Genomic DNA, 24,907 nt, shown 5'->3' with positions numbered 1-24,907 from the left:
AGGCAGGTATGGCGTTGGTCTTCAAATGGTTAATGCGGTTGACGGCCACGGCTGTGGTTCTGGTCGTGCTGGGCGTAAGCCTGGTTTACTACCTCGCCTCGCGATCCCTGCCCGACTATGACAAGACGCTGGAGCTCCCTTATCTGACAGCCGAGGTCGAGATCGTGCGCGACAATGCGAACGTTCCGCACATCTTCGGCGAGAGTGATCAAGATGTCTTTTACGCGCTGGGATACGCCCATGCGCAGGACCGCCTCTGGCAGATGACGATGCTGCGGCGGACCGCACAGGGGCGCTTGTCAGAGGTCTTTGGCGCAGCGACCGTCAACATAGACAAGCTGATCCGGCGGCTCGACATCTATACGCGCGCCGTCGCCTCCGTCGACGCGCAGGATGAGCAGACGATGCAGTTCCTGCGCGCCTATGCGACGGGTGTGAATGCGCGGCTGGACGAGATCAACGAAAGCGCCCTTGGCCGAGGCGCCCCTGAAATGTTCCTTTTCAACGCACCGGTCTCGGCCTGGCGTCCAGCGGATTCGCTGGCGATCATCAAACTGATGGGGTTGCAGCTGGCGGGGCATCTTGACGAGGAGGTCCTGCGCGCCCGGATGTCACTGGCGCTGGACGATGCGCAACGGCTCTCCGACATTCTGCCCGATGCGCCGGGAAGTGGCGTCGCCGCGTTACCGGAATACGCACAATTGGTGCCAGGCGCCCCGCGTTTTGCGGAAAGCACGATGCCGCCGCCGAACCCCCTGTCGCCCTTCAAACGGCGCATCTTCGCGGGGGCTTCAAACGCCTGGGCGGCCGCCCCCTCGCGCTCGGCCTCGGGGGGCACCCTGCTGGCCAATGACCCGCATCTGGAGTTCACGGCGCCCGCGATCTGGTATCTGGCACGACTCGAACTGCAGTCAGGCGGTGTGATCGGCGGGACCATTCCCGGCATGCCACTGGTGCTGAGCGGGCGCAGCGACAGCCTCGGCTGGGGGCTGACCTACGCCTATATGGACGATCAGGATGTCTATATCGAGGAGCTGAACCCCGACAATCTGGAAGAATACAGAACGCCGGATGGCTTCAAGGCGTTCGAGACCCGCGGCTCGATCATCAACATCAAGGACGAGACCCCGATCACCATCACCCTGCGCTGGACGGACAACGGCCCCGTCCTGCCCGCAACACATTACAACCTGGGGACCATCACCCCGCCGGGCCATGTGGCTTCGCTCGCCTGGACAGTGCTGAGCCGAAATGACACGTCGATGGGCGCGGCCTTGCGGCTGATGCGGGCTCAATCCGTTGGCGAGGCGATTGCAGCGGGGGAAGACTATCTGGCGCCCGCGATGAACCTCATGTTGGTGGATCGCGAACAGATCGCGATGAAGATGATCGGCGCGATGCCCCGGCGTGACGCCAAGCATCAAAGTCAGGGCCGCCTGCCCAGTCCAGGCTGGATCGAGACCAACCGCTGGCAGGGCCGCCTGCCCTACGCCTCGAACCCTGAGTTCGTCGCGCCCAATGGCGGCATTCTGGGCAATACGAACAACAAGACCGTTGATCGCCCCTTCCCCAATCATGTGTCTTTCGACTGGGGCGACACCCAGCGCGTGCAGCGTTGGCAGCGGCTGATGCAGGCGCGTGAGGTCCACACGCGGGACAGTTTCATCGAGGCGCAGTTGGACACGGTCAGTTTCACGGCGCGCTCGTTGCTGCCTCTGATCGGCGCAGAGCTCTGGTTCACCGGCGAAGCGGCACCGGAGGGCACGCCTCTCCGCCAGCGCCAGCGCGCGCTGACCCTGCTGGCTGGCTGGTCGGGTGAAATGAACGAACACATGCCTGAACCGCTGATCTATGCAGCCTGGCTGCGGCGGCTGCAGGAGCGGATGATCCGTGATGAGCTGGGCCCGCTGGCGAGCGAGATGACCCATGTGGAGCCGCTCTTCATCGAGCGGGCGTTCCGCGATATCGACGGCGCGTCGGTCTGGTGTGACGTGATCCAATCCGCACCGGTCGAGACCTGCGCCGACATGGCACGGCTGGCGCTCGATGATGCGCTGATCTGGATCGAGGAGACTTGGGGACCGGCGCTGGAAACCCTGCGCTGGGGGGACGCGCATCAGGCAACGCACGATCACGCCGTGCTGGGCGAGGTGCCGCTCCTGCGGTTCTTCGTCAACATTCGCCAGTCGACTAACGGCGGTGACAACACGCTGCAACGGGGTCTGACCCGGGGCACCGGGCCCAACCCGTTCCACAACACCCATGGGGCGGCCTATCGCGGCGTCTATGACTTTGCGGACCCGGACAGTTCGGTCTTCGTGACCTCGACGGGCCAATCGGGGCATTTCCTGTCGCGGCACTACGACGATCTGGCACAGCTCTGGCGGCGCGGCGAATATATTCCGATGTCGCTGGATGAGGGCTTGGCCCGGGCCGCGGCCGTGGGTGTGACGATCCTGCGCCCGCGTCCATGAGCTGATGACGCGGGTCATCCTGTTTCACAAGCCCTTTGGGGTGCTGTCGCAGTTCACGGATAAAGGCACGGCGGGCTCCGCACGCCCGACCCTATCCCGCTATATCGAGGTGCCGGGGGTCTACCCAGCAGGGCGGCTCGACAAGGACAGTGAGGGACTGCTTGTCTTGACCGATGACGGCAAACTGCAGGCGCGCATCGCCAACCCGAGACACAAGATGGCCAAGACATATCTGGTACAAGTGGAGGGCACGCCGCAACCTGCCGCCCTTGACCAGTTGCGTAGAGGTGTGACGCTAAAGGACGGACCGACGCGACCCGCCGAAGTGGCGCAGATTGATCCGCCAGACCCGCTCTGGCCGCGCGATCCACCGGTTCGGTTTCGCAAGACTGTGCCCGATGCCTGGCTGCGCGTGACGATCCGCGAAGGACGCAATCGGCAAGTGCGGCGCATGACGGCGCATGTGGGGTTGCCCTGTCTGCGGCTCATACGGGTGCAGGTCGGTCATTGGGCGCTGAATGATCTGACGCCAGGCGCCTGGCGCTACGCGACGGAGGGTGGCCCATAGGCCCACCGCACCTGTCAGTGCGCAGGGGATCAAAGCCGCTCGAACTGGGCCTCTTGTTGCGCGGTCCAGCGGACCGTCAGGTCAAACCCGCTGTCCGTCTGCCGTTCCGCCTCGACCAGCTCGTGATCAAAGAGCCAGGCACGTTTCTTCCCGTCTGAAAAATCCAGGTGCAGCTGCTTTTCCTGTTTAGACCCTTGCAGTTGCGTTGTGATCGCAGCGAGCAGCGCCTCGGTTCCGTCGCCTGTGAGCGCTGAGATGGCAAAGACATGGTCGTCCCGATCCGCGCGAACCTGCACCGCATCACGTGCATCTTGTGCCAGAAGATCGAGCTTGTTCCAGACCTCGAAACTTGGGCGGTCGTCTTCGACACCCAGCGAACTCATGATGTCGCGCACATCCTGCGCTTGCTCTTCCGTTTCGGGATGGGAGATGTCGCGCACGTGGCAGATGACATCCGCCGCCAGAACCTCTTCGAGCGTGGCACGGAAGGCCGCGACCAGCTCGGTCGGCAGATCAGAGATAAAGCCCACCGTATCCGACAGGATCACCTCCGGACCGTCCGGCAACTCGACGCGGCGCATCGTCGGGTCGAGCGTGGCGAAGAGCATGTCCTTCGCCATCACCTCGGCCCCGGTCAGCCGGTTGAATAGCGTCGATTTTCCGGCGTTCGTATAGCCCACGAGCGCCACAATCGGATACGGGACCTTGGCGCGCGCGGCGCGGTGGAGCGCGCGGGTTTTGACCACCTTGTCGAGCTGTCGGCGCAGGCGGACGAGTTGTTCGTCAATGGCGCGCCTGTCTGCCTCGATCTGGGTCTCGCCAGGTCCGCCGACGAACCCCAGACCGCCCCGCTGGCGTTCAAGGTGGGTCCAGGCCCGCACTAGGCGAGTGCGCTGGTAGCTGAGTGCCGCCATCTCGACCTGCAGCACCCCTTCGCGGGTCGCCGCACGGTCACTGAAGATTTCGAGGATGAGCCCCGTGCGGTCGAGCAGCTTCACGCCCCAGGCTTTTTCGAGGTTGCGCTGCTGCACGGGGCTCACGGGGCCGTCGATCAACACCAGCTCGATCTCATTGTCTTCCAGGGCGGTGTGCAGCGCGTCGATCTTGCCGCTGCCAAAGAGCATCCCCGCGCGCACCGACTTCAGCGGGACCACCTCGCCGCCCACGACCTCAAGTTCAGGCAATGCGCGGGCAAGTGAAATGGCCTCGGCCAACCCATGATCGGCGAGACGACGGTTCGGTTCAGATTTGATGTCGGGGTGCAGGACCCAAGCCCGGGTGACCCGGCTCGCGTCGTTGTTCTCTACTTGAAACGGCGCTTTGCTCAAGAAGCGTCTTCGCCCTCATACAGGCTGATCGGTTGGCTCGGCATGATGGTGGAAATCGCGTGCTTGTACACAAGCTGGGACTGACCATCCCGACGCAGAAGCACACAGAAATTGTCGAACCAGGTGATAACGCCTTGCAGCTTCACACCGTTGATCAGGAAGATTGTCACAGGAACTTTCGTCTTGCGAACATGGTTCAGGAACGCGTCCTGAAGGTTCTGTCTGTCCGACGCCATTTTAGCACTCGCCTTTTTTCTTGCCGGAGCCCGCAGACCGAGCCCGCCCCTCGTCACGCAATTATGAAGTGCCCGACCGGGAGATTCCACCCCAAAAAACAGTCCGTTACGGACCTAATAATTGGGCCCCCTCAGCTTCGCCACAAATCGGGTGTCAAAAGCGCAATAATGGCAAGTGTTTCAAGGCGGCCCAGCACCATCGCGGCGCAGAAGACCGCCTTGGCGCCGGTGCTGAGTTCGGTCAGCAGGATCGGCGTGTCGGCGGCCATTGTGATGAGCGGACCCGTGGTCGAAAGACCGGCGATGCTGAGCACCAAGGCGTTCTCAAAAGACACCCCGAGAAGGGCGAGCAGGATCGTAAGGGCCGCCAGCGTCAGCGCGAAGAGCATGAAGAAAATCCACGCAATGAAGGCGCCGTTGCGCTGCAAGCGCCGCGCGTCTGTACCCGCGCCGCTGACCGATGAGGGATGTACCAGCCGCTCCATTTCGCGCAAGCCGTTGAGGTAAAGGGCAAAGACCCGGAGCAACTTGACCCCGCCCGCGGTGGTCGCCACGCCACCGCCGATCAACGCGAGCCCCATCAGGATGAGCCCGGGCGTCTCAAGGCCTGACCAGGCCTGCGTTTGGGCCCAGTACTCGCTGGCAAACCCGGTCGTCGTGAGAAAGGACATCACCGTGAACACCGACCCCCAGAGCGCATGTGCGGCCTGTGTCAGATCGTCTTCCGCAGCCACATCGAAGGCGCCCAGCCAATGGCGGGCAAAGAGGATCACCGGAACGCCAATGATCAGAACCAGCCCGAGGCGAAATTCCGGGTCGGTGCGCAGACCGCCCTGCGTGGCGGTGATCGTGTCAGAGGAAAACGTAAGGCGCGACAGGGCGAAGAACATGAAGAGCAGCGCAAGCGCCTCCCCGGTGATGCCCGACCCGCTGAATTCAATACCGCCGACCGGCGAGATGCCGGAGGTCGCCATCACGGCCATCGCGTGACAGAGCGCAACAAGCGAGGCGTCGCCGCTGATCATCAGCAGAACCCAAAGGAGCAGCGTGAGCCCGATGTAGATCGGCAGGAGGGCTGCCGACACCCGCAACAGCCGTTCGCGCGGATCGGCGCGCCCGATCAGGCTGGAGAGCGCCTCGCGCTGCCCGGGCTCGGCCTGAGCGGTCACCTCGAACCCGCCGAGATTGAGCGGCGCCAGGATCGCCGACGCTGCAATCCACATGACGGCCCCGCCCATCCAGCCGACCTGTGCGCGCCAGAGATGCAGGCTGGTGTCGAGCCGGTCCGGATCGACGAAAAGCGTTGCACCGGTTGTGGTGACGGCGCTTACCATCTCCATGTAAGCATTCACAAAAGTCGTGGTGCCAAGGCCTTCAAAGAAGGGAATTGCGAGGAAGGCGGGCAGAAAGACAAAGGTGGAAAACAGTGACATCAAGGTGCCAAGCGCGCCGTGCTTGGGCCGCCGCCCAGCCATCGCAATGGCAATCAGCGAAAAGAGCGTCAGGCCCATGATCCCGCTATAGAAGAACATCCGGGCGGTGTCGATGTTGCGTACCGCACCACCGTGCACAGCTGGCACCAGCATCGCGACCGAGGCCAGCCCGAAGATCAGCAGAAACAGCGGCAAGTCCATGAGCTGTTCCCACGCGCTGCGGCGCTTGACGATCTGGGGCGCGCGCGCCATCGCCTAGAAGAAGTCGATGGAGACCTGCATCAGCCGCTCCACCTCCGGCACATCCCCGGCCAGCGCAAAGATCGCAACCACATCACCTTCATCGATCCGCGTGGTGCCGAGCGGGCGAATGACCTCATCGCCTTTCCGCACCGCCCCCACGAGTACGCCTTCCGGGAAATCGATCTCGTTGATGCGTTTTCCGGCCAGCGGCGATGTTGACATCACCTCGGCCTCGATCACCTCGGCCTCTGCATCGCCGATGGAGTAGACCGCGCGCACCCGCCCATGCCGGATGTGCCGCAGGATCGAGCTCACCGTGGTGGCGCGCGGGTTGATGTATGCGTCGATGCCCAGCGGGGTCATCAGCGGCACCAACGTCGGGTCGTTGATCAGCGCGATGGTATAGGGGCAGCCTTCGGCCTTGGCGCGCACGCAGGCCAGCATGTTGGTCTTGTCGTCATCGGTGATCGCAAGCATCGCATCGGCCCGGGAGATCCCCGCCTCAGCCAGCAGCCCCGCGTCGAGCCCGTCGCCGTTGAGCACGATGGTCCGCTCCAGCGCTTCGGCGGCGCGCTCGGCGCAGATCCGGCTCTTCTCGATCACCTTCGCACGCACCCGCTTGGCGCGGGCCTCGAGGGTTTGCGCGACGGCGAGGCCCACATTGCCACCACCCACGAGGACCACGCGCTCCTGCTTTGCAACCTTCTTGCCGAAAATCTCCAAGGTGCGCGGAATATCATCCACGTGGGTGAAGACATAGCAGTCATCGCCGACGAAAAGCTGGTCCTTGGCCTCGGGGGCAAAGAGGCTGCCCTCACGTCGCACGCCAACCACCGTGGCCCGCAAGGTCGAAAACAGATCAGTCAGCTGGCGCAGAGGGGTGTTCACAACCGGGCATTCTTCCTCGATGGTGATCCCCATCAGATGCGCCTGTCCGTTCATGAAAATCTCGGTGTCGAAGGCGGCGGGCGCCGACAGCCGTTGCAAGGCGGCGGCAGCCACCTCCTTTTCCGGGCTGATCACCACGTCGATCGGCATGTGATCGCGGCGGTAGAGGTCGGAATAGATCGCATCGAGATAAGACTGGCTGCGCAACCGGGCGATCTTGCGGTTGATCCCGAACACCGAATGGGCCACCTGGCAGGTGACCATATTGACCTCGTCAGAGTAGGTCGCGGCAATCACCATCTCTGCGTCCCGGGCCCCTGCCCGCTCCAGCACATCGGGGTAGCTCGCAAAGCCTGCGATGCCCTGAACATCCAGCGTGTCGGTGGCGCGGCGCACAAGATCGGGATTGTTGTCGACGACGGTGACATCATTGCGTTCGCCCGACAGATGGCGGGCGATCTGCCAGCCGACCTGTCCTGCGCCACAGATAATCACTTTCATGCGCCAGAGGTCCTTCGAGCCATTTCGCGAGTTTCTGAATGGCAGATGGCCTCAGAGGGGTCAATTCAATTGTCCTTTGTCCGATTTGGCGGCAGGATGGCCTCATGTTTGGTGTGCGTTCTTGCTCTGTTTTGTCTGCTGCGCTCTTGGTGCTGACGTCCTGCGCGCCTCTGTCGATCTATCACCGCGAGGGCGCGCCGGTGTCGCGCATGCAGTCGGATTTGCTGTCGTGTGAAATCTCGGCACTGGCCGATGTCCCGGTGAACAATCAGATCCGGCAGGAGCCTCCTGTCTACATCCCCGCGCGACGCTACTGTGACGCGGATGGGCATTGCTACACGCGCGGTGGCTATTTCGAGGCCGGGCGCATCTACACCGTCGATGTGAACGCCGATCTGCGTGACCGGGCCGAAACGCAATGTATGGCGAATGAAGGCTACACGCCCGTGACCATACCCAATTGCCCCAACAGCGTCTTTCGCGCTGTTCCACAAGCCAGCACTGCGGTGCTGCCCCGCTTGAACCCGCGCAGCTGTGCGATCCGATATCAGGATGGCAGTTGGCAAATTGTGACCCAGGCGGGCTAGACGCGTCGCATTTGGACTGGAAGTCAGGCGGCACGCTTTCTACTGCTTGCCCCTATGAACATGCCGAGTCTCTCCGCGCCCGACCTGCAGCCCGCCAAGCGATTGGTACAGGATCACTATGCCGCCCTTGTCAGCGCCACGCCCGAGACCGTCGCAGGAATCCTGTCTGAGCGGATGGCGACAGGGTGTTCGTGGTACGGCATGCATCCTTTCCACGAACAGACAGGCCCCGTAGCCATTGCCGCAACCTTCTGGGCACCGTTTCTCACCGCCTTCACACGGGTTCAGCGGCGCGAAGACATCTTCTTTGCGGGCCTCAATGAAATCGATGGGTTCGAGAGCCGCTGGACCTGCTCGATGGGTCATCTCATGGGGCTCTTCGACGCGCCGTTCCTAAGCATTCCCGCGACCCAGAAGATGACCTTTCTACGCTATGCGGAATTCAACAAGGTCGAAGGCGGCCAGATCACGCAGAGTGCGCTGTTTGTCGATCTCCTGCACCTGATGCTGCAAGCCGGGCTCAATCCGCTGCCGGCGGCGCAGACCGGCCAGCACCTGGTGCAACCCGGCCCCATGACGCACGACGGCCTTTTGCGCGCGCCGCAGGATCCGGTCGAGAGCGCCAAAACCCTCTCACGGATCAATCACATGATCGGGTCGATCACAAAGGCCAATGCCTCACCGGTGCCGCTGCCGCCGCCGCAAGAGCTTGCCCAGGATTGGGCGGATGACATGATCTGGTGGGGGCCCGCTGGGATCGGCGCGAGCTATACCATCGACCGCTACATCGAGCAGCACCAGGGACCATTCCGGCGCGGTCTGTCCGGACGCGCCTTCAATGGGCACCTCTGCCGTATGGCGGAAGGCACCTATGGTGGGTTCTTCGGCTGGCCGAATCTCACGCTCACGAACACGGGCGGCTTCATGGGCGTGCCTGTGAATGACGCGCGGGCCGACATGCGCGTGGTCGATATCTATCGGCGCGCGGGCGACAAGCTGGCAGAGAACTGGGTGTTCATCGACATGCTGCACTTTCTGAAGATGCAGGGGGTCGATGTGCTGGCGGAGATTGCGGGCTAAGCTACTCGGCGGCGTCTGTTTCGACCTCGTCCACATGCGCTACGCGCGCGCCGGATTTGGCGGAGGTGACGACGCCCAGCGACTTCAGCTTGCGGTGCAGGGCCGAGCGTTCCATGCCGACAAAGGTTGCCGTGCGCGAGATATTGCCGCCGAACCGGTTGATCTGGGTCAGCAAATACTCCCGCTCAAAGGCTTCACGCGCCTCGCGCAGCGCCAGCGTCGCTAACGCCCCGGACAACACCACGCGGTTTTCATCGCCCCCGCTGTCGTCGGAGCCGGGCAGTTCACGCGCTTGAATCGGCCCGGTCTCGTCGCCGAGGATCAGCACCCGTTCCACAAGGTTCTTCAACTGGCGCACGTTGCCAGGCCAGACCATTGTTTGCATCAGCGCCTCGGCATCTTCACTCAGATTGCGCTGTGGCAGGCCCTGGCTCGCATTCATCTCGCCGATGAAATGCTCGGCCAGCGCGGGAATGTCCTCGCGCCGCTCTTCCAGCGAGGGCACGGCAATCGGCACGACATTGAGACGGTGATAGAGCTCTTCGCGGAACGTACCCGCGAGGATCGCCTGCTGGAGATCGCGGTTGGTCGAGGAGATGACCCTCAGATCAACACGCACCTTGTCGTTGCCGCCAACACGCTGGAATTGCTGGTCGACCAGCACGCGGAGGATTTTTGACTGGGTGCCAACGGGCATGTCGGCCACCTCATCGAAATAGATCACGCCCCCATGCGCCTCTTCGAGCAGGCCCGGTTCGACGCCGCGCTCCGGCGTTTCGCGGCCAAAGAGCACCTCTTCCATGCGTTCGGGCGCGACCCCCGCGCAGTTGACAGTCACAAAGGGGGCCGAGGCGCGGTTGGAATTGGCGTGAACGTAGCGCGCGGCGACCTCCTTGCCGCAGCCTGCAGGCCCCGTCAGCATCACGCGCCCATTCGATTTGGTGACCTTGTCGAGCTGGCTTACGAGAGACCGGAACGCGGCGGAATTGCCGATCATTTCGGATTTGGTCACATCGCGGCGGCGCAGGCTCTGGTTTTCGCGACGTAACCGCGAGGTCTCCATCGCGCGGCGGATCACCACCAGAAGCTGGTCGATGTTGAAGGGCTTCTCGATGAAATCATAAGCGCCCTGCTTGATCGCGGCGACGGCGATCTCGATGTTGCCATGACCGGAAATGATCACCACAGGCACATCCGGGTTGTCGCGTTTGACGGTCTTGAGGATATCAATCCCATCCATGCGGCTGTCCTTCAGCCAGATGTCCAGCACGATGAGCGCAGGCGCCTCGGCATTGATGGCCGCCATTGCATCGTCCGAGTTGCCGGCAAGCCGGGTGGCAAAGCCTTCGTCCTGCAGAATATCCGAGATCAATTCACGGATATCGCGCTCGTCATCAACAATGAGAATATCGCTCATGGGTCAAAGTCCTTCCTGCTCGGGAGATGGAGTCGTGGCGCCAGCCATGCAGGGCAGTGTGATCACCACCATGGCGCCAAAATGGGTCTGGCCGTCAAAAACCGGCGCGTCTTCGAGAGACAGGCTGCCGCCATGTTCCTCGACAATCTTTTTCACGATCGGCAAGCCAAGACCGGTACCTTCGCTGCGCGTGGTGACATAAGGCTCAAAGAGCCGCGCCCGGTCTTCCGGAAAGCCAGTGCCGTTATCAGCCACCGTAATGATCGCGCGCCCGTCTTCGGTCTTCAGGGCAACGCGAATCCGTGGCAGGTGATCGTCGGGCGCCCCTTTTTTGGAAAGCGCTTCAATGCCTTCTCCGGCGTTCTTGATGACGTTTGTCAGCGCTTGACTGATCATCGTCGCATCAAGATCAGCGGTCACAACCGCCTCTGGCAGATCGACGTCGATCTTGACGCCGGGTTGGCCGGTCTGCTGCAAGAAAACGGCGTCTCGCACCAGCGCATTGAGATCGATGGGCTTGCGCTCCGGTTCTGGCATGCGCGCGAACTTCGAGAATTCGTCCACGATGCGTCGCAGATCGGTCGTTTGGCGCACGATCACGTCGGTCATCTGGTCCAGCGCTTCGCTGTCCTCTCCGACGCGTGGTGAGAACTTGCGCTTGATCCGTTCCGCGGAGAGCTGGATCGGCGTCAGGGGGTTCTTGATTTCATGGGCAATGCGCCGGGCCACGTCGCCCCAGGCGGCCATGCGCTGCGCACTGACCAGATCGGTTACATCGTCGAAGGCCACCACGTAACCTTCAAGCGTGCCGTCCTGCGCCCGACGGGTCGCCATGCGCACGAGAAGGTTTTCCTGCCTGCGTTGACGAGAGACCTTCACTTCACCCTGCGCCACTTCGTTGCGGGATTTCACGATGGTCTGGAACAGCGGGCCAAATTCGGGGATCACCACTTCCAGCGCCAGAAACTCCTGCCCGCCCTGCCAGTCAAGCAACCGCTCTGCGGCACGGTTGACGAAGGTCACCCGCCCGCGCGGGTCGAGGCCTACGACGCCCGAGGTGACCGAACTCAATACGGAGTCGAACAGGCGGCGACGACGTTCAATCTGTTCGGTGTTTTCAACCAGTGTCTCGCGCTGTGCCTTGAGCTGGCGCGTCATCTGATTGAAATACCGGCCAAGCATCGCGATCTCGTCGTCACCCTCCTCTTCGCGCACTTGCACGTCGAGATCTCCGGCGCCCACCTGCTGGGCCGCCCCGGTCAGACGTCCAACGGGTCCGGACAGGCGTTCGGCAAACCACAACCCGAGCCAGATTGCGGCGAGGATCAGGATCAGCGCAAACGCCAGATAAAGGAGCACAAAATCGAAGAGAAGTTGGCCACGCTCGCTCTCGAGCTGCTGGTAGAGCAGCACCGTTTCCTTGGTTTCATCCAGCAGCGAGAGGATCTCGCCGTCCACATCGCGGCTGATGTACAGAAACCGATCCACGAAGGCCGACAGGCGCACAAGCGCGCGGAACTCGTTGTTGTCCCAGTCTTCGATGACGACCACATCCATCTCGTCGGCCTGGCGCATCTCGGCCTCGGACGGCGGTTCGAAGTCGAAAAGATAGGACCGATCCCCGCGGGCGCGGATCTCGCGTGTGCCGTCAATCAGATAGGCCTCTCGCAGCCCGCGCTGGATCTGCCGTTGTCGCTCTCCCAAAAGCTCGCTGTCCGAGACAGTCGTGCCAGAGCGGCGGGCCTCATCGAGGCTGCGCGCGAGGGCCAGCGCGTCTTCTGCCAGATCAAGCCGCTGCTCGGCTTCATAGGCTTCCGCTGCGGCGAGTGAACTGCCGACCACTTCCTGCACGCGGTCCGAAAACCACCCCTCGAGGCCGACGTTCACTGTCAGCCCGGCGAAGATCGCCACCGTCACCGTTGGAATGAGCGCGAGCAAGGCGAACACACCCGTCAGCCGCAGGTGCAGTCGGGAGCCTGCGGACTTCGCCCGCCGGGCCGCGATCAGGCGGCCAACCTGCGCCAGCACCAGGGCCGCTACGACGAGGATGTAGACCAGGTCGGCGAGCAGAATGAGGCGCAACCCCAGCGTGTTGCCCGCCTGCGCCAGCGGACCAAGCACCAGATAGGTCGACAGCGCCAGAACCGGGCCCAGAGCCACCAGACCCAGCGTCGCAAAATTGCGAATGCGCCGGATGCGGCGCAAACGCCCCAGCCGCAGCCATAGTGACCTTTCTACACGGGGGTTCACCCGATGCCCTCACTCATGATGTGGCGCATGGAGCGCCGTACCGCCTTATCTTGTGGTCCTGATCGGGGGTGTCCCCCAATGGCCACGCGTTATGTGGCAGTTTTACATCAATTTGCGGCGCCGTGTCACCTCTATATCGAGGTCGGTGATCTTCTTTCTGAGCGTATTGCGGTTGATTCCGAGCAAATCGGCGCATTTCGCCTGATTTCCGCCGGTCGCTTCCAGTGAAATCTCGATGAGCGGCGCCTCGACTTCCCGCAAAATGCGGGCATAGAGCCCGGCGGGCGGCAGCATGTTACCGTGCAGATCGAAGTACCGCCGCAGATGGCGTTCGACGGAGGCGCCCAGCTTTTCGGTGTTGCCAGCTGCGCGCATGGGTTCCAGGTCAGGCTGCGCGCCCAATACCTGTTCGACCTCACTCGCGGTGATCTCTGCTGCACGGCTGGTCAGGCCAAGGCGGCGGATCGCGTTCTCAAGCTGACGCACGTTACCGGGCCACGAATAGTTGCGGAAAATGTCGCTCGCCTCGCGTGAAAGCTGCCGTGGCGCGGCACCGGCGGCTTCGGCCTTAGAGAGGAAATGCGCGGCGAGGATGGGGATGTCGTCCACCCGCTCACGCAGCGCAGGCACGCTGAGTGTAGCACCACTCAGCCGATAGTAGAGATCCTTGCGCATCTGCCCCGCTTCCATGTCGGCGTTGAGGTCTGTCTGACTGGTGGCGAGAAAACGCGGTGAATACTCGCCCGGCGTGTCCATCATATGCACGAGGCGTGCTTGCAATTCCGCCGGCAGGTCAGAGACCTCTTCAACAAGCAAGGTGCCGCCCTTCACGCGCGCCAAAAGCCGCGCGGGGCCTTCCAGGTCTTGCAGATCTTCAGACGACGCGGTGATGAACGGCAGGTTGCGCCGGTCGGAGAAGTCATGAATCGCGCGGGCAATCAGCGATTTACCCGTGCCGGACTCACCCCAGATGAGCACCGGCAAATCGGTGTTCATCACCCGCGCGACAACGCGGTAGAGTGCCTGCATCACCGCCGTCCGTCCCACCAGCGGCAAATCATCGGGGCGCGCTTCGACATCACTCTCGACGCGCCGGTTCTGCGGGCGGGTCTCCAAAGCCCGTGCAGTACGCTTCATCAGATCCGGCAGGTCGAAGGGCTTCGGCAGATAGTCATAGGCTTCTGCCTCAGCTGCCTTGATTGCCGTCATGATGGTATTCTGTGCCGAGATCACGATCACCGGCAGGCCAGGCCGATCCTCGGCGATCTTGGGCAGCATTTCGAGGCCATTGCCGTCGGGCATCATCACGTCAGAGATGACCACGTCACCTTTGCCTTCGGCGACCCAGCGCATCAGCGTGGTCAGGCTGGAGGTGGCATGCACCTTGCACCCGGCGCGGGTCAGCGCCTGTGTCAAAACGGTGCGGATTGTTCTGTCGTCATCAGCAACAAGTATTGTGCCATCCATCTGTCAGCTCTCCTCTTTATGCCTGCTGCGCGGCTTTGGGTGCGCGCGGCAGTGAAATACGAAACACGGTTTTTCCGGGGACTGAGGTCACCGAAATCCAACCGCTGTGATCGGAAATAATCTTGCTCACCAGGGCGAGGCCGAGGCCGGTGCCATTCTCTCGCCCCGACACGAAGGGGTCGAACACATCACCCTTGATCGCCTCCGGCAGGCCGGGGCCATCATCAATGATCTCGACCTGCAGGGGCAGCGACTGGCCCGATCCATCGGCGCGGCGTAATCGGAACGAATGCTCGTAGTAGCTGTGCAGCCGGATTGTGCCTTTGGTCTTGCCCGACGCTTCGGCAGCGTTCTTCAGAAGGTTGAGCACCACCTGCAGTAGTTGATCAGGGTCGCCGTGGGCCAGCGGCAGGGACGGGTCATAATCCTCGACGATCTTCATATGCGCGCCAAAGCCCAACAGCGCCGAGCGGCGCGCCCGATCGAGCACATCGTGCACGTTGACAGGCTGAAAATCCGGCGAGGACAGGTTGCCGAACTGCTCGACCTGCCCCAGAAGTTTTACGATCCGGCGGCTTTCTTCGACAATAAGGTCCGTTAATTCAAGGTCTTCCGTCTTGAGGTTCATGCTAAGAAGTTGAGCCGCCCCGGTGATGCCCGCCAAGGGGTTCTTGATTTCATGGGCCAGCATTTCCGCCATTCCGATTGCCGATTTGGCTGCAGATTTCACCGAGTGATTCTGTGTCATCCGGCCTGCAAGCTCGCGCGGAGAGATCATCAGGATCATATGGCCTGGGTGCCCGACCAACGGCGCCACCTGCAGGTCGGATTGCATGGGCGCGCGTTCGCCGCTGCCGACGTCGACGTCATTCACGAAAAGTGGCGTGCTGCTTTCACGGGCCCGCTCGAACGCCGCCTCCAGCGGGTCGTTCACCGCGATCTGGTCCCAGACCGGCATGGCGCGCACGGTCTTGGAGGAGACGTTCAGAAACCCCTCGGCGGCGGAGTTGATATCGACAATGCAGTCATCCGGCCCGATGATCAGCGTCGGCACCGGTAAGCTGGACCAGAGGGCGCGATCCGACGTCATGCAGCCACCGGATCGTCAGCATGACAGGCATCTGCGATGAGCTGCAGGGTGGTTTCGACATCGCCTGCAGTGAGAACCGCGCGGCGCAGCCCGTCCGGCGTCGCGCAGGTGTCCATGAACCACCCAAGGTGTTTGCGGGCCACCCGCAGCCCCAACTCGCGTCCGTAAAATAGGATCATCGCCTCGTAGTGATTGGCCACCATGTCGGCAAAGCCCCGCCCTGTGGGGATGTCCGGGCGCGGCGTGCCAAAAAGCTCATGCGCGATCTGCGCGAGGATCCAGGGCCGCCCACGCGCACCACGGCCGACCATCAGCCCATCGGCCGTGGACTGGGCGAGCGCTTGTCGCGCGGTCGTTGCATCAACGATATCACCATTGGCAATCACGGGTATGGACACCGCCTCCTTCACCTCGCGGATCGCCACCCAATCGGCCGCGCCCTTGTAGAACTGACAGCGCGTACGCCCGTGTATGGTGATCAGCTGTATACCCGCGGCTTCGGCGCGGCGCGCGATCTCGGGCGCGTTGCGCATCTGGTCATCCCAGCCGAGCCGTGTTTTCAGCGTGACCGGGATATCGACCGCCCGCACCACCGCCTCGATCAGCGTCAAAGCATGATCCGGCGTGCGCATGAGCGCAGATCCCGAATAGCCTTGCGTGACCTTCTTCGCGGGGCAGCCCATGTTGATATCGATCACATGTGCGCCCTGCCCTTCGACCATGCGCGCGGCCTCCGCCATGGGTGCGGCCTCGCGCCCGGCGAGCTGTACGGCGGTGCCCACATGACCGAGCCCGAGCTCGGCTTTTTCCCGGCTGCCGGGGCGCGCATTCAGCATATCGTGGCTGGCGACCATCTCGGAGACGACCAGCCCCGCACCGAAGGAAGCCACCAAGGTGCGGAACGGCAAATCGGTGATTCCAGCCATGGGAGCGAGCAGCACCGGGGGGCTCAAATCGAACGGGAAGGCAATGGGCGTCAAATGCTTAATCCTTAGGCACTGCTAACGGCTCTATCAATTGCGATGGTTTCCCTCAATATTCCAAGGGCCTCAGGCTTTGCGGACACGGAGAGAATGCCCATTTTTTGAGCATATCGCAGGGCAGATTGCCTCCACCCCCGCAAACCCATAGATAGCACGGCATGAGAGCGGATCACGTCAGATGAAGATTGCAGCCGTCATTGTCGCGGCCGGTCGTGGTCTGCGCGCGGGTGGCGATCAGCCCAAACAATGGCAGCCGCTGAGAGGGGCCTGCAGCACCTATTTCGCCATGCAGGCCTTTGCTGAGCATCCCGACATTGGCCGTCTTGTTCTGGTGCTGCACCCCGATGATATCGGCACGGATCTTTGGCCGCAGGAGCCCGCGGCAGATGTTGTCGCCGGTGGCGCGACGCGCAGCGCCTCGGTGCTGGCCGGTCTTGAAGTGCTGGAAGGCGATGCTGATCTCGTCCTCATTCACGATGCGGCGCGGCCCTGTGTGTCGCGTGCCGTGATTGACGGTGTCATCGCGGCTTTGCAGACCGGGCCTGCTGCGGCGCCAGCGGTGCCTGTGGTCGATGCGTTGTGGCGTGGAGAAGAGGAGCACGTTGCGGGCCTGGTCTCGCGCGATGGGCTCTACCGGGCGCAAACGCCTCAGGGCTTTCATCTCACAGAGATTCTGCGTGCACACCGCGCTCACCCTGATGGCGCTGCCGATGACGTCGAACTGGCCCGCCGCGCGGGCTTGCGCGTTGCCATCACGCCGGGAAGCGAAGACAATCTTAAAATCACGCTGCCGGAGGATTTCATCCGCGCAGACCGCATTCTGAGAGAGCGTCATGGACATTAGATTGGGCAATGGGTTTGACGTACACGCGTTTGGACCGGGCGATCACGTTGTGCTGTGCGGTGTGACTATCCCGCATGAGCAGGGTCTCGTCGGGCATTCGGATGCGGACGTGGCGCTACACACCGTCACCGACGCGATTTACGGCGCGCTGGCCCAAGGCGACATCGGCCAGCACTTCCCACCGAGCGATCCCCAGTGGAAGGGAGCCGCGAGCCATGTCTTTTTGAGACATGCGGTCGATCTGGCGCGCGAGATGGGGTTCGCGTTGTCGAACATCGACTGCACGATCATCTGCGAGTTTCCCAAGATCGGCCCACATGCAGCAGCGATGCGGCAGGAGGTGGCGCAGATCACCGGCCTCGACGTGGACCGTATTTCGGTCAAGGCCACCACATCTGAACGGCTGGGATTTACCGGGCGCGGCGAAGGCATCGCCTGCCTCGCGACAGCGGCGTTGATCAAGCCATGACCGTTGTGGCGCGGCTCATAGGGACGGTCTTTGGCGTGGGCTATATCCGCCCGGCGCCTGGCACATGGGGCTCTGTTGTCGCCCTGCCTTGGGGGTGGTTGCTGCATGTCTTGGGGGGCTTTCCGCTCCTGCTGCTCGCGATCCTCGCGGGGTTCATCAAGGGTCTATGGGCCACTGGCGTCATGACCAGGGACAGCGACGACCATGATCCGTCCGAGATCATCGTCGATGAGGTCGTCGGCCAATGGATCGCGATCCTGCCGCTCTCTTATCCGGCGTGGTCGATGGGGATCGATATCCTCGCGCTCTGGCCCGGCTGGATCGCGGCCTTCGTGCTGTTCCGGCTGTTCGACATTCTGAAACCCGGGCCCGTCGGTTGGGCTGACCGGCGCGGCGATGCGCTCGGGGTCATGCTGGACGATGTGATCGCGGGCGTTTTTGCCGCCATTGGCGTGCTGCTCCTCGCGGGTCTCTATCACGGGGTGCTGATGTGAGACTTGCGGAAGAAATCGTCGCGCTGGCGAAGGCTGCGGGCAAGACCGTCACGGCAGCGGAAAGCTGCACAGGCGGGATGATCACCGCCGCCCTCACGGATGTGGCGGGATCGTCTGACATCTTTGAACGCGGTTTCGTGACTTATTCCAACGCGGCGAAGGTCGAGATGCTGGGTGTGCAGGCGGCGACGCTCGAGGCGCATGGTGCTGTCTCGGAGCGGGTTGCCGAGGAGATGGTGCGCGGCGCGCTGTCGGCTGCCACAGCGGATGTCGCCGTGTCGGTGACCGGTATCGCCGGGCCCGGTGGGTCGGAGTTCAAGCCGGAAGGTCGCGTGTGCTTTGGCCTCAGCACCGGTGCGCAGGTAAGCACGGAAACGGTCGAGTTCGGCGCGTTGGGCCGCGCAAAGGTCCGCGCTGCGGCGCGGGATCACGCGCTCCGTTTGCTGAAGGCCAATCTCTAAGTCAGGCCTGAGGAACGCCGTAGAGCTCTTCCGCCCGGCTTTCAAAAGCCCGCACGATCCGCAGCATTGCATCATTGAACACAACGCCGATCAGCCGCTGAAGGATCATGTTGCGAAAGGCGAAATCCACGAAGAAACTCACTTCGCACCCACCATCGATGTCGCGAAAGCCCCAGTTCGATTTCATGTAGCGAAACGGGCCATCCAAATACTCGCTGTCGATCTTCTTGTCATCCGGCATCAGTACCACGCGGCTGGTGAAGCGTTCGCGGAAGACCTTGAAGCTGATGATCAAATCGGCCTCCATCACCTCGGTGTTGCCTTGTGGTGTCACTGACTTGATCCGCGCCGCAGAACACCAGGGAAGAAACTTCGGATAACTGTCCACATCGGCCACGAGGTCATACATCTGTTGGGCGCTGTAAGGCAGCGTTCGAGTTTCGGCGTGGGTCGGCATTGATTTGTCAGGTTGTGAAGGTTAGCCATCCATGTGCTGTCTCCTCAACCCAAGATCAAGGTCTAACTCATGTCCGCGCGTCCTTATGTCATAGATGAGTTAATCTCGGCTAAAGCCATTGCTGCGCGGATCGAGGCGCTGTGCCGCGACATTCACGACGAGTTCGAGGACACCGACAAACTGGTGGTTGTCGGGCTGCTGCGGGGCAGCTTCGTGTTCATCGCCGATCTGGTGCGCGAGCTCGACCTGCCCATCGAAGTCGATTTCCTCGAGGCCTCAAGCTATGGCGACGGCATGGAGAGCACCCGCGAAGTGCGGATTCTGAAGGATTTGCGGGGCGCCATCGAGGGCCGCGATGTGCTCGTCGTCGAAGACATCGTCGATACTGGACACACGCTGAACCACGTGACGCACCTGCTCACCAGCCGCCTGCCCGCGCGATTGAAATCCATCGCCCTGCTCGACAAGCCCAGCCGACGCGAGGTCGACTTCAAGGCCGATTGGACCGGCTTTGAGATTCCGGACGAATTCGTCGTGGGTTATGGAATTGACTTTGCGCAGCGCAACCGCAACCTGCCCTTCATCGGCAAAGTGCGGTTCACTGACAGCGCGGGCTAAGCGCCAAGTCTCAGGGTTTCGCGCGGCTCGCAGTTACACTGCGCGGGCGCCCGACAGCGTCCTGCGCATCGCGCGCCATAATCGCAAAAATCGCATCATCAATGTGGTGAGACGCTACATCATACCGCTGGCGGTCCAGCGCACAATTGATGTCGCGCAGGGCAAGAATGGCCCAGTGAATATCGGTCATCGGATCTGCCTTAGAAAGAGAGGATGTGTGGTGCTTTGAATTACCCGCACGACCTACCCAATTATCACAATAATTGTCACGGGAATGCTGCGGGCAATTTCCCCCGATTACGCAACGTCACGTTGTGTCAGGCGATCCCGAGCTTCTGGTTCCGGGCCGCGCGCAACCGCGCGAAGTCGTCCCCCGCGTGATACGATGATCGGGTTAGCGGTGTGGCAGAGACCATCAGGAAGCCTTTGCCGTAAGCCGCCTTCTCGTAGGCGGCGAACTCATCGGGGTGCACGAAGCGGTCCACCCGGTGATGCTTGGGTGTGGGCTGCAGGTACTGGCCGATAGTCAGAAAGTCGATATCGGCGGCGCGCATGTCTTCCATCACCTGCATCACCGCCTGCTTGTCTTCGCCGAGGCCCACCATGATGCCGGACTTCGTGAACATGCCGGGATCCAGTTCCTTGACCCGCTGCAACAGTCGCAGCGAATGGAAGTAACGCGCGCCGGGCCGCACTTCGGGGTAAAGCCCGGGCACGGTTTCGAGGTTATGGTTGAAGACGTCGGGTCGCGCCTCGACCACGACTTCGAGCGCCTCCGGGCCGCATTTGATGAAGTCCGGGGTCAGGATTTCGATGGTGGTCTCCGGGCTGCGATGTCGAATAGCGCGGATGGTCTGTGCGAAATGATCCGCACCGCCATCTTCCACATCATCACGGTCCACGGATGTGATCACCACGTGGTTGAGACCGAGCTTTTCCACTGCATGGGCCACGCGCCCGGGCTCAAAGGCATCGAGCGCCTCAGGCGGCTTGCCTGTGGCGATGTTGCAGAAAGTACAGGCCCGCGTGCAAACCTCGCCCATGATCATCATCGTGGCGTGGCCCTGGCTCCAGCATTCGCCAACGTTCGGGCAGCCGGCCTCTTCGCAGACCGTGACAAGATTATTGTCGCGCATGATACGCGCGGTGTCCGCATAGCCCTGCCCGCCCGGTGCCTTCACGCGAATCCAGTCCGGCTTTTTCGGCTGCGGATTGTCGGGGCGGCGCGCCTTCTCGGGGTGCCGCTGTGCAGGTATCTTGAGATCGCGCGGGGCCATGAACCATGCTCCTTCACAGGGCGGTTGTGATGCACACCGCCGGTTGTCTCTTTGTAGACGATCCGGCGGTTAAGGTTCAACCGGCCCGCTCGTCGCCCCGCGCATGGCAGATCCCCCTGATATGCAAGACCAAAACGGGGCGCGCCAGTATGACACGCCCCGTCCGAGGTCTCGATTGCCTGCCTTGTTATTCTTCAGCCAATGAGCGGACCGCCCGGGCCCACCGTTTCGTCGTAGTGCCTCTTGAGCCGCATCAGCGCGATTCGCAGCACGATCTTTCCCGAGCGCGCCGACCAGCCGAGTTTTTTCTCAGCCGTTTCCAGCCCTTCGAGATAGCAGCAGCACCGCAGGGCCACATCTGACAGCCCGGGCCCCAGATCGGAGAGCGCATCAGCCACCCGCTTGCGCGCGTTCGACGGGCCGTCACCCACGCCGCTGTCCGGTATGAAGCTGCCGCGCCCGCCAGATGTCAGGAAGCGGTCCCAGTTCTGCGCAACACGCGGGCCCATCTGCGCAAGCTCAAAGTCCTCGCGCAACCGCTCGCCGACAGTCACCAACTCATCGGTCAGGAAGGGCTCGCCATTCTTGTCACGACGGCGCGCCAGTGCGGTGAGCGGGCTCTCCGCGAGGTTGTATCGCATGCGGCGCGGACGACCCGTGTCCGTATCGGGCAGCGTTTTCTCCCCCCAAACACGGTGCTGGCCCGCAAAGTCTGCCTGAGCGTCGGCAAAGCCGCCCACAGTGGTGCAGCCCTCTTCGTCTAGCATCGATTCCAACGCGGTGCGCCCGGCGGGCGTAATAGTGTAGCGTGTGATTTTTCCAGTGGTCTGCGCCGAGATCCAGTCTTTCAGCGCCATGGCTTCCGCGATCTGGCGCGACACGACACCCGTGCGTGTCGCCTGCCCGCCTGCCCCATCGCGGACGATCACAGCCTTCTCCATCTCTGCAGCAACGGCCAGAACGGCCCCGGTTTCACAAAGACGGCGCAATACGCGCGCGCCCTCCGCCATCAAGGTGGCTTCGCTGGGCGGCTGGTCTGCGGCGGATGTCGGAGCCGAGATACGGTCTTGGAAGCTCATGCGCGATAGGTCCTTCTGGTTGGCATGTCCTGCCTCCGAACGGGGAACAAAATGCGCGGCACCCAGCGATTTGAGCGCCGCATCAACAAGTGGATCGTCACGTCGCGTCTCAACCCGCCGGATCTGACGCAATATGGTCGACGCATGGCATCCTGCGGCGCGTGCGAGCGCCCGGATGGGCAGACCCGCTTCGGTATGCGCGAGATACATCTGCGCCGCCGCGGGCACCCAGTCTGGAAGGCCGGATTCAGCGCCATCACAGGCTCGGGACGGCGATAACTCGAGCTCTTTCATGGGGTCTGGTCCAGTGTCATGACGTGCCTTAGTTGTGCCACAATTTATAGCACAACCTAAAGATGAATTGGTTACCCGTTCGTTAACAGTTTCTGATTTAAGGATTATTGTCTCTAAATCATAAACAGTATTTACACCTCCGAACGGCACAGTACGGCGCTGCGCAACGGGCAATCTTGGGGATCGCCACGTGCCAGAGAATTCCGAGCCGATCCGGGAAAGTCGCGTGTCATCTGAGTCTTAACAACTCCCTAACCACCCCGAGCGTGAAACGGCCGGCCAGCGCAACGCCCGGTTTCCCCGTGTAGTATCGCCTTAGCTGGGCACAAAAGCTCACGGGGAAATCGGTACAAAGGAATAGAAAATGCAAGACCTGATCTCGATGCTGCACGCGATCCGTCGGCCACCACTCCTGATGCGCGCGGCGCGGATAGGGGCGGAAGATTACCGACGTGCGGTCCACCTGCCGCGTCTGCTGGGATATGGCGTTCTGCCCCGCCATGGCGCCGCACTCTTCAAGCTGATCGAGCTCGAGGCCGACCTGAACACGCAACGGACCAGCGGGGATACAAGCTATAGCCTGATCCGTCACGTGGATGTTCTGATTGCCATGCTGGGCGAAGCGCGGGTGCTGCGCGCGTCGCAGGCCGTCTGATCCGCTTACATAAAGCTGTCGGGCTCTTCCGCCTTCTTCTGCGCAATGAAGTCGGCAAGGGCCTCATTGATCGCCGGATCAAGAGACGGCTGCTGATAGTCGCCAAGCATCTTTTCGACACGCAGACTGGCAAGAGTTTGTGTGTCGCGTGCGCCCTCGTCCTCCCAGGTCTCACAGGGCTTGTAATCAAGCAGATCGGACTTCCAGAAGGCTGATTTGAAATTCTGCTGCGTATGGGCGCACCCCAGGTAGTGCCCGCCCGGACCCACTTCGCGGATCGCGTCCATCGCCTGGGCGTTCTCGTCCACCGAGACGCCCTGAGCCAGATGATGCAATGTGCCAAGCTGGTCGGCATCCATCACGAACTTCTCGAACGACGACACCAGCCCGCCTTCCAGCCAGCCGCAGGCGTGCAGCATGAAATTGACGCCCGCAAGCAGACCCATGTTGAGGCTGTTCGAGGTCTCATAGGCCGCCTGTGCATCCGGCAGCTTCGAGCCACAGAACGAGCCTGCGGATCGGTAGGGCAACCCCAAACGACGGGCCAACTGCCCGGCCCCATAGGTGATATGCGCGGCTTCCGGGGTGCCGAAAGTGGGCGCGCCAGAATTCATATCGATCGACGTGACGAAAGCCCCCATGATGACCGGTGCCCCAGGCCGAATGAGCTGGCTGTAGGCAATGCCCGCCAAAACCTCGGCCAGAACTTGGGTGAGCGTGCCCGCAACCGACACGGGCGCCATGGCCCCACCCACGATGAAGGGCGAGATGATACAGGCCTGGTTGTTCTTGGCGTAAACCTCCAGCGCACCCATCATCACATCGTCGAAGGTCATCGGCGAATTGATGTTGATCAGCGAGGTCATCACCGTGTTGTCCTGCACGAACTCCTTGCCAAACAGGATCTCGCACATGTCCACACTGTCCTGCGCCCGGCTTGGCTCGGTCACGGAGCCCATGAAGGGCTTGTCGCTGAGCGTCATATGCGCGTGCAACATGTCCAGATGGCGCTTGTTCACCGGGACGTCTGTTGGCTCACACACCGTACCGCCGGAATGGTGTAGCCATTTCGACATATAGCCCAGCTTCACGAACTTGCGGAAATCCTCCATCGTGGCATAGCGGCGGCCACCCACGGCGTCGCGCACGAAGGGCGGACCATAGACCGGCGCAAGCACGAGGTTCTTGCCGCCGACCTCCACATTGCGCTGGGGGTTGCGGGCGTGCTGGATATAGCTGGAGGGTGCGGTTTCGCAGAGCTTGCGCGCCATCCCGCGGGGGATACGCACACGCTCGCCGTCCACCTCCGCGCCAGCGTCACGCCACCGTTGCAGCGCTGCCGGATTTTCCACGAAGTTCACACCGATTTCTTCCAGCACCGTTTCGGCATTGGTCTCGATGATTTCGAGCGCTTCGTCGTTCAGCACTTCGAAATTGGGAATATTGCGCTCGATGTAGCGCGCCGTTTCGAAGGACACCGCGCTGCGCGCCGCCCTGCGGGCCGCGCCACCGCCGCCCCGACCCCGTCTGCGCTCTGCTGCTTCGGCCATTCTCATACTCCCGATCTCTCGCTTGCGACGGTGCTACAGGATTCCGATCCATGCTCTCTTCCGTATAGCGGCCTTGCAGGGAAAAAAGCGACATGACGGGCGCGACCGCCTTTATAATAGGCCTGTGCGATGCGGCGCGCCATTCGGCCCCTTGCCACTTTCGC

General features: G+C 62.2%; 24 protein-coding genes. 10 read left to right on the top strand and 14 right to left on the bottom strand.

Features of this window, described 5'->3' with window-relative positions; all coding sequences use genetic code 11:
• Positions 1–8: 8 nt before the first annotated feature.
• Both ACVC7O_RS11090 and ACVC7O_RS11085 read left to right on the top strand, forming a co-directional pair.
• Positions 9–2,474 carry a penicillin acylase family protein gene (locus tag ACVC7O_RS11090; RefSeq protein WP_458322196.1) on the top strand — a complete coding sequence of 822 codons (2,466 nt, stop codon included), beginning with the start codon at positions 9–11 and terminating at the stop codon, positions 2,472–2,474.
• A gap of 4 nt (positions 2,475–2,478) precedes the next feature.
• The gene (locus ACVC7O_RS11085; protein WP_458322195.1) at positions 2,479–3,042 is read left to right on the top strand and encodes a pseudouridine synthase; all 564 of its coding nucleotides are present in this window, start codon (positions 2,479–2,481) and stop codon (positions 3,040–3,042) included.
• Between the two features lie 29 nt (positions 3,043–3,071).
• Here ACVC7O_RS11085 and hflX read toward each other — a convergent pair whose 3' ends face one another.
• The 4 genes from hflX to trkA form a co-directional block, all read right to left on the bottom strand.
• Positions 3,072–4,370: a GTPase HflX gene (gene hflX / locus ACVC7O_RS11080; protein ID WP_458322194.1), complete on the bottom strand. Its 1,299-nt coding sequence runs from the start codon at positions 4,368–4,370 to the stop codon at positions 3,072–3,074.
• The gene (gene hfq, locus ACVC7O_RS11075) at positions 4,367–4,606 is read right to left on the bottom strand and encodes an RNA chaperone Hfq (protein ID WP_007119530.1); all 240 of its coding nucleotides are present in this window, start codon (positions 4,604–4,606) and stop codon (positions 4,367–4,369) included. Before hfq ends, hflX begins: the two co-directional genes overlap by 4 nt.
• Before the next feature lie 131 nt (positions 4,607–4,737).
• The gene (locus ACVC7O_RS11070) at positions 4,738–6,240 is read right to left on the bottom strand and encodes a TrkH family potassium uptake protein (RefSeq protein WP_458322193.1); all 1,503 of its coding nucleotides are present in this window, start codon (positions 6,238–6,240) and stop codon (positions 4,738–4,740) included.
• A 54-nt stretch (positions 6,241–6,294) separates the two neighbouring features.
• Complete coding sequence (trkA, locus tag ACVC7O_RS11065; protein WP_458322192.1) at positions 6,295–7,671, bottom strand: Trk system potassium transporter TrkA; 1,377 nt, start codon at positions 7,669–7,671, stop codon at positions 6,295–6,297.
• A gap of 104 nt (positions 7,672–7,775) precedes the next feature.
• Between trkA and ACVC7O_RS11060 the strand changes: the two genes are divergently transcribed.
• Together ACVC7O_RS11060 and ACVC7O_RS11055 are read left to right on the top strand one after the other, a co-directional pair.
• Positions 7,776–8,258, top strand: coding sequence for a hypothetical protein (locus tag ACVC7O_RS11060; protein ID WP_458322191.1), 483 nt, complete (start codon positions 7,776–7,778; stop codon positions 8,256–8,258).
• A gap of 60 nt (positions 8,259–8,318) precedes the next feature.
• A complete protein-coding gene (locus tag ACVC7O_RS11055; protein WP_458326079.1) occupies positions 8,319–9,338 on the top strand; it encodes a nuclear transport factor 2 family protein in 1,020 nt (339 codons plus the stop codon).
• A gap of 1 nt (position 9,339) precedes the next feature.
• Here the strand turns inward: ACVC7O_RS11055 and ntrX are convergent, their stop codons facing one another.
• The 5 genes from ntrX to dusB form a co-directional block, all read right to left on the bottom strand.
• Positions 9,340–10,755, bottom strand: coding sequence for a nitrogen assimilation response regulator NtrX (gene ntrX / locus ACVC7O_RS11050; protein WP_458322190.1), 1,416 nt, complete (start codon positions 10,753–10,755; stop codon positions 9,340–9,342).
• A gap of 3 nt (positions 10,756–10,758) precedes the next feature.
• The gene (locus ACVC7O_RS11045) at positions 10,759–13,005 is read right to left on the bottom strand and encodes an ATP-binding protein (RefSeq protein ID WP_458322189.1); all 2,247 of its coding nucleotides are present in this window, start codon (positions 13,003–13,005) and stop codon (positions 10,759–10,761) included.
• Between the two features lie 102 nt (positions 13,006–13,107).
• Positions 13,108–14,472: a response regulator gene (locus tag ACVC7O_RS11040; protein ID WP_458322188.1), complete on the bottom strand. Its 1,365-nt coding sequence runs from the start codon at positions 14,470–14,472 to the stop codon at positions 13,108–13,110.
• A 16-nt stretch (positions 14,473–14,488) separates the two neighbouring features.
• Positions 14,489–15,562, bottom strand: coding sequence for a two-component system sensor histidine kinase NtrB (locus ACVC7O_RS11035; RefSeq protein WP_458322187.1), 1,074 nt, complete (start codon positions 15,560–15,562; stop codon positions 14,489–14,491).
• The gene (gene dusB, locus ACVC7O_RS11030) at positions 15,559–16,488 is read right to left on the bottom strand and encodes a tRNA dihydrouridine synthase DusB (protein ID WP_458326078.1); all 930 of its coding nucleotides are present in this window, start codon (positions 16,486–16,488) and stop codon (positions 15,559–15,561) included. Before dusB ends, ACVC7O_RS11035 begins: the two co-directional genes overlap by 4 nt.
• Positions 16,489–16,723: 235 nt before the next feature.
• On the opposite strand from dusB, the gene ispD reads away from it, so the two are divergent.
• The 4 genes from ispD to ACVC7O_RS11010 are packed head-to-tail and all read left to right on the top strand — an operon-like array spanning position 16,724 to position 18,813.
• The gene (gene ispD / locus ACVC7O_RS11025; protein WP_458322186.1) at positions 16,724–17,389 is read left to right on the top strand and encodes a 2-C-methyl-D-erythritol 4-phosphate cytidylyltransferase; all 666 of its coding nucleotides are present in this window, start codon (positions 16,724–16,726) and stop codon (positions 17,387–17,389) included.
• Positions 17,379–17,858, top strand: coding sequence for a 2-C-methyl-D-erythritol 2,4-cyclodiphosphate synthase (ispF, locus tag ACVC7O_RS11020; RefSeq protein WP_458322185.1), 480 nt, complete (start codon positions 17,379–17,381; stop codon positions 17,856–17,858). The genes ispD and ispF overlap by 11 nt, the downstream gene beginning before the upstream one ends.
• Positions 17,855–18,352: a phosphatidylglycerophosphatase A family protein gene (locus tag ACVC7O_RS11015; RefSeq protein WP_458322184.1), complete on the top strand. Its 498-nt coding sequence runs from the start codon at positions 17,855–17,857 to the stop codon at positions 18,350–18,352. The genes ispF and ACVC7O_RS11015 overlap by 4 nt, the downstream gene beginning before the upstream one ends.
• A complete protein-coding gene (locus tag ACVC7O_RS11010; protein WP_458322183.1) occupies positions 18,349–18,813 on the top strand; it encodes a CinA family protein in 465 nt (154 codons plus the stop codon). The genes ACVC7O_RS11015 and ACVC7O_RS11010 overlap by 4 nt, the downstream gene beginning before the upstream one ends.
• A gap of 1 nt (position 18,814) precedes the next feature.
• Here ACVC7O_RS11010 and ACVC7O_RS11005 read toward each other — a convergent pair whose 3' ends face one another.
• Positions 18,815–19,270, bottom strand: a complete 456-nt coding sequence (locus ACVC7O_RS11005; protein ID WP_458322182.1) for a type II toxin-antitoxin system RatA family toxin — start codon at positions 19,268–19,270, stop codon at positions 18,815–18,817.
• A gap of 69 nt (positions 19,271–19,339) precedes the next feature.
• Here ACVC7O_RS11005 and hpt point away from each other — a divergent pair, with 69 nt between their 5' ends.
• Positions 19,340–19,888 carry a hypoxanthine phosphoribosyltransferase gene (gene hpt, locus ACVC7O_RS11000; RefSeq protein ID WP_458322181.1) on the top strand — a complete coding sequence of 183 codons (549 nt, stop codon included), beginning with the start codon at positions 19,340–19,342 and terminating at the stop codon, positions 19,886–19,888.
• 10 nt (positions 19,889–19,898) lie between these two features.
• Here hpt and ACVC7O_RS10995 read toward each other — a convergent pair whose 3' ends face one another.
• The 3 genes from ACVC7O_RS10995 to ACVC7O_RS10985 all read right to left on the bottom strand — a co-directional run bounded on the left by ACVC7O_RS10995 (position 19,899) and on the right by ACVC7O_RS10985 (position 22,538).
• Positions 19,899–20,078, bottom strand: coding sequence for a hypothetical protein (locus ACVC7O_RS10995; RefSeq protein ID WP_458322180.1), 180 nt, complete (start codon positions 20,076–20,078; stop codon positions 19,899–19,901).
• A gap of 127 nt (positions 20,079–20,205) precedes the next feature.
• Complete coding sequence (lipA, locus tag ACVC7O_RS10990) at positions 20,206–21,165, bottom strand: lipoyl synthase (protein ID WP_458322179.1); 960 nt, start codon at positions 21,163–21,165, stop codon at positions 20,206–20,208.
• Between the two features lie 194 nt (positions 21,166–21,359).
• The gene (locus ACVC7O_RS10985) at positions 21,360–22,538 is read right to left on the bottom strand and encodes a DUF6456 domain-containing protein (RefSeq protein WP_458322178.1); all 1,179 of its coding nucleotides are present in this window, start codon (positions 22,536–22,538) and stop codon (positions 21,360–21,362) included.
• Between the two features lie 364 nt (positions 22,539–22,902).
• Here ACVC7O_RS10985 and ACVC7O_RS10980 point away from each other — a divergent pair, with 364 nt between their 5' ends.
• Positions 22,903–23,193, top strand: a complete 291-nt coding sequence (locus ACVC7O_RS10980; RefSeq protein ID WP_458322177.1) for a DUF6477 family protein — start codon at positions 22,903–22,905, stop codon at positions 23,191–23,193.
• Positions 23,194–23,198: 5 nt separating this feature from the next.
• Here ACVC7O_RS10980 and ACVC7O_RS10975 read toward each other — a convergent pair whose 3' ends face one another.
• Positions 23,199–24,743: a trimethylamine methyltransferase family protein gene (locus ACVC7O_RS10975; protein ID WP_458322176.1), complete on the bottom strand. Its 1,545-nt coding sequence runs from the start codon at positions 24,741–24,743 to the stop codon at positions 23,199–23,201.
• Between the last annotated feature and the right edge of the window lie 164 nt (positions 24,744–24,907).

The sequence above is a fragment of the Roseobacter cerffii genome (genome assembly GCF_054226325.1).
Note: the sequence above shows the minus strand (reverse complement) of the source record. Positions and strands in the feature narration are given on the sequence as shown.